Below are 5,871 nucleotides of genomic sequence, written 5' to 3' on the forward strand. Positions count from 1 at the left end.
ACACAAGGTATGGGGATGGGATTTTTTTTGTTTCCTCACGCGATTCCCTCAGGGGGTGCAGGTGGTCTTGCGGTTTTAATTAATTATTTTTTTGATATTAATATGGGGCTTGCATTGTGGATTGTGAACTTTTCAATGCTTCTTCTCGCAATAAAGTATCTTGGAAATAGCAGTACTATTTGGACAATGGTAGGGATGACGATTACTTCCCTTTCCGTTTATTTTTTTCAAACTGTTATTAATTTATCTGTAGGAAACGTTTGGACAGACCTATTGTTAGGTTCTATTTTTCTAGGAATCGGTATAGGTCTCTTATTAAGAGAAGGCGTCTCCAACGGAGGAGTTGGAGTTATCGCCTTAATTTTTGCAAATTCAAGAGGTATATTACCAGGTAAAACATTATTTTGGATGAATGGAGTCATCTTTATTATTATTGCTTTTATTGTACGTTGGGAAATCATTTTACAAGCGTTAATTAGTCAATGGATTTCGACGAAAATGGTTGATAGAGTCTTTCGTTATCGAAAAACATAATATTTACACATAATTATATCTGAATGACTCTTTTTTCTTTCCTTTTGGATCCTTTTCCACATGAATTAACGTTATGGCTAACAAGCCTGCAATAAGAGTTAATATCGCTACAGATAAAAACATTCCAGTTCTAGACCATTCTAATAGACGAGTAAAAACTGGTGGACCAATCGCGACACCGAGAAAACGAACTGAACTATATAATGATGTGACAAATCCGCGCCTTTCCTTACCTACTGAACCTGTAATAAGACTGTTAATACAAGGTAATACAAGACCTGTTCCAACACTACTTATGACAAGTACAAGAAGAAAGGGGAATAGCTTTTCAACCAAAACTAATAATCCATATGATATTGTCATGAGAGTAAGTCCTAGAACAATTAATCTCTTCATCAACAGCATATTCTTCCCAATTTTACTTCCGGTAATATAAGAGGTTGTTACCATCACTAATAATGGAATTGCTAATATTAACCCTTTTACAACTCCGTCAATCTTATATGTCTTTTCGAGGACATCAGATAAATAAAAAAGGATTCCGAATAATGTAAAAAGGCAGATAGAACCAGCTAAGTAGACAGTGAATAACCATCTACCTTCATATTTAAAAACAGACAATAATCCTCTAACGTATTTTCCAAAGGGAGGGGGAGCTTGTCTATTTCTTTTCTCCTTTATAAAGATCCAAGTAAGAATTACGGAAACTAAAACAATTGCAGGAAAGGCAAAGAATACTGAATACCAAATTAATAGTCCTAATAAAGAACCTAAAATAGGGGATAAGACCTTTCCTAAACCATTAGATGCTTCAACGATTCCTAGGACCCTGCTTTGCTCTCCACCTTTAAATAAATCTCCTGTAAGAGCCATGGCAATTGGCATACTTCCTGCTGCACCTATCCCCTGCAAAGTTCGTCCGATCAATATCCATAAAAACGGATTGGAAAATTTCCAAGCGGCAAATCCAGCGAGCAAACCACCTAAACCGTATAAAATAAGCGCAGGAATGATAATGATCTTTCTTGAAAAACGATCAGATAAATATCCTAATATTGGAATGAAAAATGCAGCAACAACTGAAAAAACGGTAATTGTTAAGCTAACTTGCATTTGTGATATATTCAAACTGGATTTCATTTGCGGCAAGATAGGTATGAGCATTGAGTTCCCTAATGTCATAATAAGGGGGATTGAACCAATTGCTGTTATGGTCATTCCGTTACTTTTAGCCACTCTCACACACCCTTTATATTTTATTTAAGTTGCAGATTTAACCATTAATGGTGGTGGGACGAGCCAACCTTTTTCTTTGCTTATTTTTAATAATTTTGCTTCGTACTCTGTTCGCTGTACTAAAAATTCATCGAACATTGTTGCGATATCCTCACGTATGGCACTACTAGAAACATAACTAAAAAACATTTTACCTGACATAAGTTCCTTTTGAACAAGAATAGCTATTTCAGGATCATTAAAACGTGCTCCAGCAGGAATATCCTCGACATGTACATCCGGACGGCCTGGAGGTGCAGGTGGTAGCCTGATGCCATTTTGTTTTAATATTGCCTCTGTTTGTTGCTCTTCCTGTTTAAAGCAATTTTCCATTAAATCCTCTAAAAACACTTTTAAATCATGGTCTCCAGCATGATTATCTAGTATTTGCAAAGATACAAGGGTACCTTTTGTTGCAAAGAGGTGTGACCATAGATTATATATTTCTCCGGAATGAAGGGGTTCCTCTTGTGGCTTTCCGCTTAAAATGCCCACTAACACGACCTCCTGTTTGTTTGATTTAGCTTTTATATTCTTTCATAAAAATAAGAAATTTATGTCCTTCCTTTTTCAGGAAAGAGTTTTTATTAGTGATTTTGTTCAAAGAACTCAATTAAATAACATCATTTAAAAAAGAGCACAAAGCTATATAAATTTTTTCATTGTAAGGAAAAATCGGCTAATACTGGAACTTTTTCCATTTTAAAACGTATTAAAGATGAAAGGTCATAAAGTTTCATTTGATACATATGTCTTTGCAGGAAAATACAATGTTCTTTATGATAAGACAAATTTGGAGGGGGTGATATTGTGGATTTCTTTGGTCTATCAATTGAATCGATCTATTTAATTACACTTATTGTAGTTGGTTCAATTACTGTACTGTTTATCTTATTTGGTAACGGTCTTATAGATGTATCAGATGCAGGAGGAGTTTTAAATCCTACGATAATTTTGTCCTTTATTACCATTTTTTCTGCATCTGGGTATTTATTTGAAATGTTTACACCGATTTCGAGCATGCTTATTTTATTGTTTTCTTTGCTTATTGCTCTCATTCTTGTCACAATTCTTAATGTTTTCATTTTAATACCATTATCTAAGGCGGAGGAATCCTTAGTTTATTCCTCAAATTCCTTAAAGGGAAGGGTAGGTAAGGTGATTACTCCGATTCCATTAGATGGGTTTGGTGAAGTGGTTTTAACTGACAAGAGTGGAACAATTGCAAAATCAGCAGTCAGCTTTAATCAAGAAGAAATAAGTGAAGGAGTAAACGTACTTGTTATTGATGTTCAAAAAGGAGTTCTTCATGTGACTCCATATGAGCAATCAACTCATTATAAATTATAGGGGGAGTTTTTATGACATTACTATTATCAGTTATTGGAGTAGTTGTATTTCTGTTAATAGCCTTAATAGCTATCTTTATTACGAAGTATCGTACAGCTGGACCTGATGAAGCACTTATTGTAACAGGAAGTTATTTAGGTAGTAAAAATGTCCACGTTGATGAATCAGGAAATAAAATTAAAATCATTCGCGGTGGCGGTGCCTTTATATTACCAGTTTTTCAACAAGCTGAACCTTTAAGCTTATTATCGAGTAAATTGGATGTAACGACACCTGAGGTATATACGGAACAAGGTGTGCCAGTTATGGCGGATGGAACAGCAATTATTAAAATTGGTGGCTCGATTGAAGAAATTGCAACTGCAGCAGAGCAATTTTTGGGCAAGAAAAAAGAAGACAGAGAGAATGAAGCTCGCGAAGTACTTGAAGGTCACTTACGGTCGATTTTAGGGTCGATGACAGTCGAGGAAATCTATAAAAATCGTGATAAATTTTCTCAAGAAGTTCAAAGAGTTGCAACACAGGATTTAGCAAAGATGGGACTTATTATCGTATCTTTTACAATCAAGGATGTTAGAGATAAGAATGGGTACTTAGATTCATTAGGGAAGCCAAGAATTGCCCAAGTAAAACGAGATGCTGATATTGCAACAGCAGAGGCAGAAAAAGAAACAAGAATTAAGCGAGCAGAGGCTAGTAAAGAAGCGAAAAAGTCTGAGTTAGAGCGGGCAACTGAAATCGCAGAAGCTGAAAAAGAAAATCTCATGAAAATGGCCGAGTATCGCAGAGAGCAGGATATTGCCAAGGCACGTGCAGACCAGGCATATGACCTCGAAACGGCTAGAGCAAAGCAAGAAGTAATGGAACAAGAAATGCAAGTAAAAATTATTGAGCGTCAGAAACAAATTGAATTAGAGGAAAAGGAAATTCAACGTCGTGAACGTCAATATGATTCAGAAGTGAAAAAGAAGGCAGACGCTGACCGTTATGCAGTTGAACAGGCAGCATCTGCAAATAAAGCAAAAGAAATCGCACAGGCTGACGCAAACAAATATCGCATTGAAGCGATGGCAAAAGCGGAAGCTGAAAAAGTAAGAATTGACGGATTAGCAAAGGCTGAAGCAGAAAGAGCAAAAGGTGAAACAGAGGCAGAGGTCATTCGTTTGAAAGGTCTAGCAGAAGCTGAAGCTAAACGAAAAATTGCAGAGGCATTTGAACAATATGGTCAGGCCGCAATTCTTGATATGGTTGTTAAAATGCTCCCTGAATACGCTAAACAGGTTGCAAGTCCATTAGCTAATATCGATAAACTTACTGTCGTTGATACTGGAGGTAATGGCGAGAATGGTGGAGCAAATAAGGTCACTGGATATGCAACAAATTTAATGAGCTCTTTACAGGAATCGTTGAAGGCATCATCTGGAATCGATGTAAAGCAATTACTTGAAAATTTCTCAGGCAAGGGAAATATTCGAGAGAGCATTGATCAGCTTTCAAATGATTTAGTAAAAAGTGAGAAAGTAGAAGATAAGGAAATTGGATAAAAACGTAATATGAAATGAACGGGCAGAACTTTACATGTTCTGCCTTTTATAATATGAAAAGTTGAAGAAAAGTTATGTTTCCAAACTTCCCCTTAATTTGTCTTAATAATTTTCAAATCAATACTTGATAATGCTGTTGGTAAATCAGCAAATGTTGTAATGCCTGTAAAATCAACTCCGATTGAGATTATGGTCTGAGCGATCTCTGGACGAATACCAGTAATAATTGTTTCTACACCAAGCAATCTTAAGGCAGAAATAACTTTAAACAAATTATCTGCGACCATTGTATCAATGATAGGAACACCAGTTACATCTAATATCAAATATTCAAGCTTTAATTTGGAACATTCCTCCATCGTTACTTCTAAAACAAGTTGTGAGCGATGAGTATCAATTTCTCCAATTAACGGAACGACTGCAACATTTTTGTTAATCGGGACAACAGGAACAGATAATTCTTCAAGTGCGGTATATGCAATCTTCATTAAATTATTGTTATGCTCTTGATAGACATTTCCATATTCTGCACTAATTTCGTCGAGTAAAGGGTCGATAATTTTACTTACGTCAAGCATTGTAATTGCTGCAAACTGTTGTTGTTCCAATTCCTCAGTAAATACGTCCCAAATCACTGTTCGATAATAAGCTAACGATCTTAATGCAGTAGTGAGAGTCGTATTATCGACTAAAAAGCTTGCTTCATTATGAGCCCATTCAATAATCTCATTTGAGACATCCTGATTATCAATTAATGATCTTCCTAATAATTCAATTAATTTAGATGAACTTTCATTTCTGCTTTCTTCCAATGTTTCATTCGTTAATAAATTTGCTTGTAGCTGCGTAACATTAGCAGCTAACACTGTCTTGTTTTTCATGATTTTTTGACCAATATAATTTAGTTCATCCTTCATTTTTCCAACTCCCTAAACAATATGTACCTTATATTATGATAACATAATTAAATAAATTGAAATGGCTTTAAAATAGCGGAACTTGAATTTTATACTTAAAGTTGCTCGAATACATGGGGGAGTGTTGGATTAATTCTATAAAGTAAATAGGCAAAGTGAAATTCTATGTTGCCCGAATGAGTAAAAAAATAAAGGGAGGATAAATTTTTATTTACTACAAATAAAAAAACAATAAATATAAGGATATATCT

The 5,871-nt window shown here is 35.2% G+C and carries 6 protein-coding genes; 3 read left to right on the forward strand and 3 right to left on the reverse strand.

Translation table 11 applies throughout. The annotated features are described in order from the left end of the window. Positions 1 to 534: YitT family protein (locus HU235_RS10130; protein WP_233452189.1), on the forward strand; the 534-nt coding region annotated here is incomplete at its 5' end. 3 nt (positions 535 to 537) lie between these two features. Here HU235_RS10130 and HU235_RS10135 read toward each other — a convergent pair. Then, positions 538 to 1,752, reverse strand: a complete 1,215-nt coding sequence (locus HU235_RS10135; protein ID WP_174880151.1) for an MFS transporter — start codon at positions 1,750 to 1,752, stop codon at positions 538 to 540. Positions 1,753 to 1,794: 42 nt separating this feature from the next. Further along, the gene (locus HU235_RS10140; RefSeq protein WP_095301829.1) at positions 1,795 to 2,304 is read right to left on the reverse strand and encodes a DUF3231 family protein; all 510 of its coding nucleotides are present in this window, start codon (positions 2,302 to 2,304) and stop codon (positions 1,795 to 1,797) included. A gap of 315 nt (positions 2,305 to 2,619) precedes the next feature. Here HU235_RS10140 and HU235_RS10145 point away from each other — a divergent pair, with 315 nt between their 5' ends. Both HU235_RS10145 and HU235_RS10150 read left to right on the forward strand, forming a co-directional pair. Continuing rightward, a complete protein-coding gene (locus HU235_RS10145) occupies positions 2,620 to 3,159 on the forward strand; it encodes an NfeD family protein (RefSeq protein ID WP_174880147.1) in 540 nt (179 codons plus the stop codon). Positions 3,160 to 3,170: 11 nt separating this feature from the next. After that, positions 3,171 to 4,703 carry a flotillin family protein gene (locus HU235_RS10150; RefSeq protein ID WP_174880148.1) on the forward strand — a complete coding sequence of 511 codons (1,533 nt, stop codon included), beginning with the start codon at positions 3,171 to 3,173 and terminating at the stop codon, positions 4,701 to 4,703. Positions 4,704 to 4,795: 92 nt separating this feature from the next. On the opposite strand, the gene HU235_RS10155 is transcribed toward HU235_RS10150, so the two are convergent. After that, positions 4,796 to 5,620: an STAS domain-containing protein gene (locus tag HU235_RS10155; RefSeq protein WP_174880149.1), complete on the reverse strand. Its 825-nt coding sequence runs from the start codon at positions 5,618 to 5,620 to the stop codon at positions 4,796 to 4,798. Between the last annotated feature and the right edge of the window lie 251 nt (positions 5,621 to 5,871).

This window comes from Metabacillus niabensis (assembly GCF_902829255.1).
In the GTDB taxonomy this organism is placed as follows: Bacteria; Bacillota; Bacilli; order Bacillales; family Bacillaceae; genus Metabacillus; species Metabacillus niabensis.

Excerpts from the sequence above, each read along its gene's own strand:
- HU235_RS10135 (WP_174880151.1), bottom strand. The coding sequence starts at position 1,752 with ATGACCATAACAGCAATTGGTTCAATCCCCCTTATTATGACATTAGGG.
- HU235_RS10150 (WP_174880148.1), top strand. The coding sequence starts at position 3,171 with ATGACATTACTATTATCAGTTATTGGAGTAGTTGTATTTCTGTTAATA.
- HU235_RS10155 (WP_174880149.1), bottom strand. The coding sequence starts at position 5,620 with ATGAAGGATGAACTAAATTATATTGGTCAAAAAATCATGAAAAACAAG.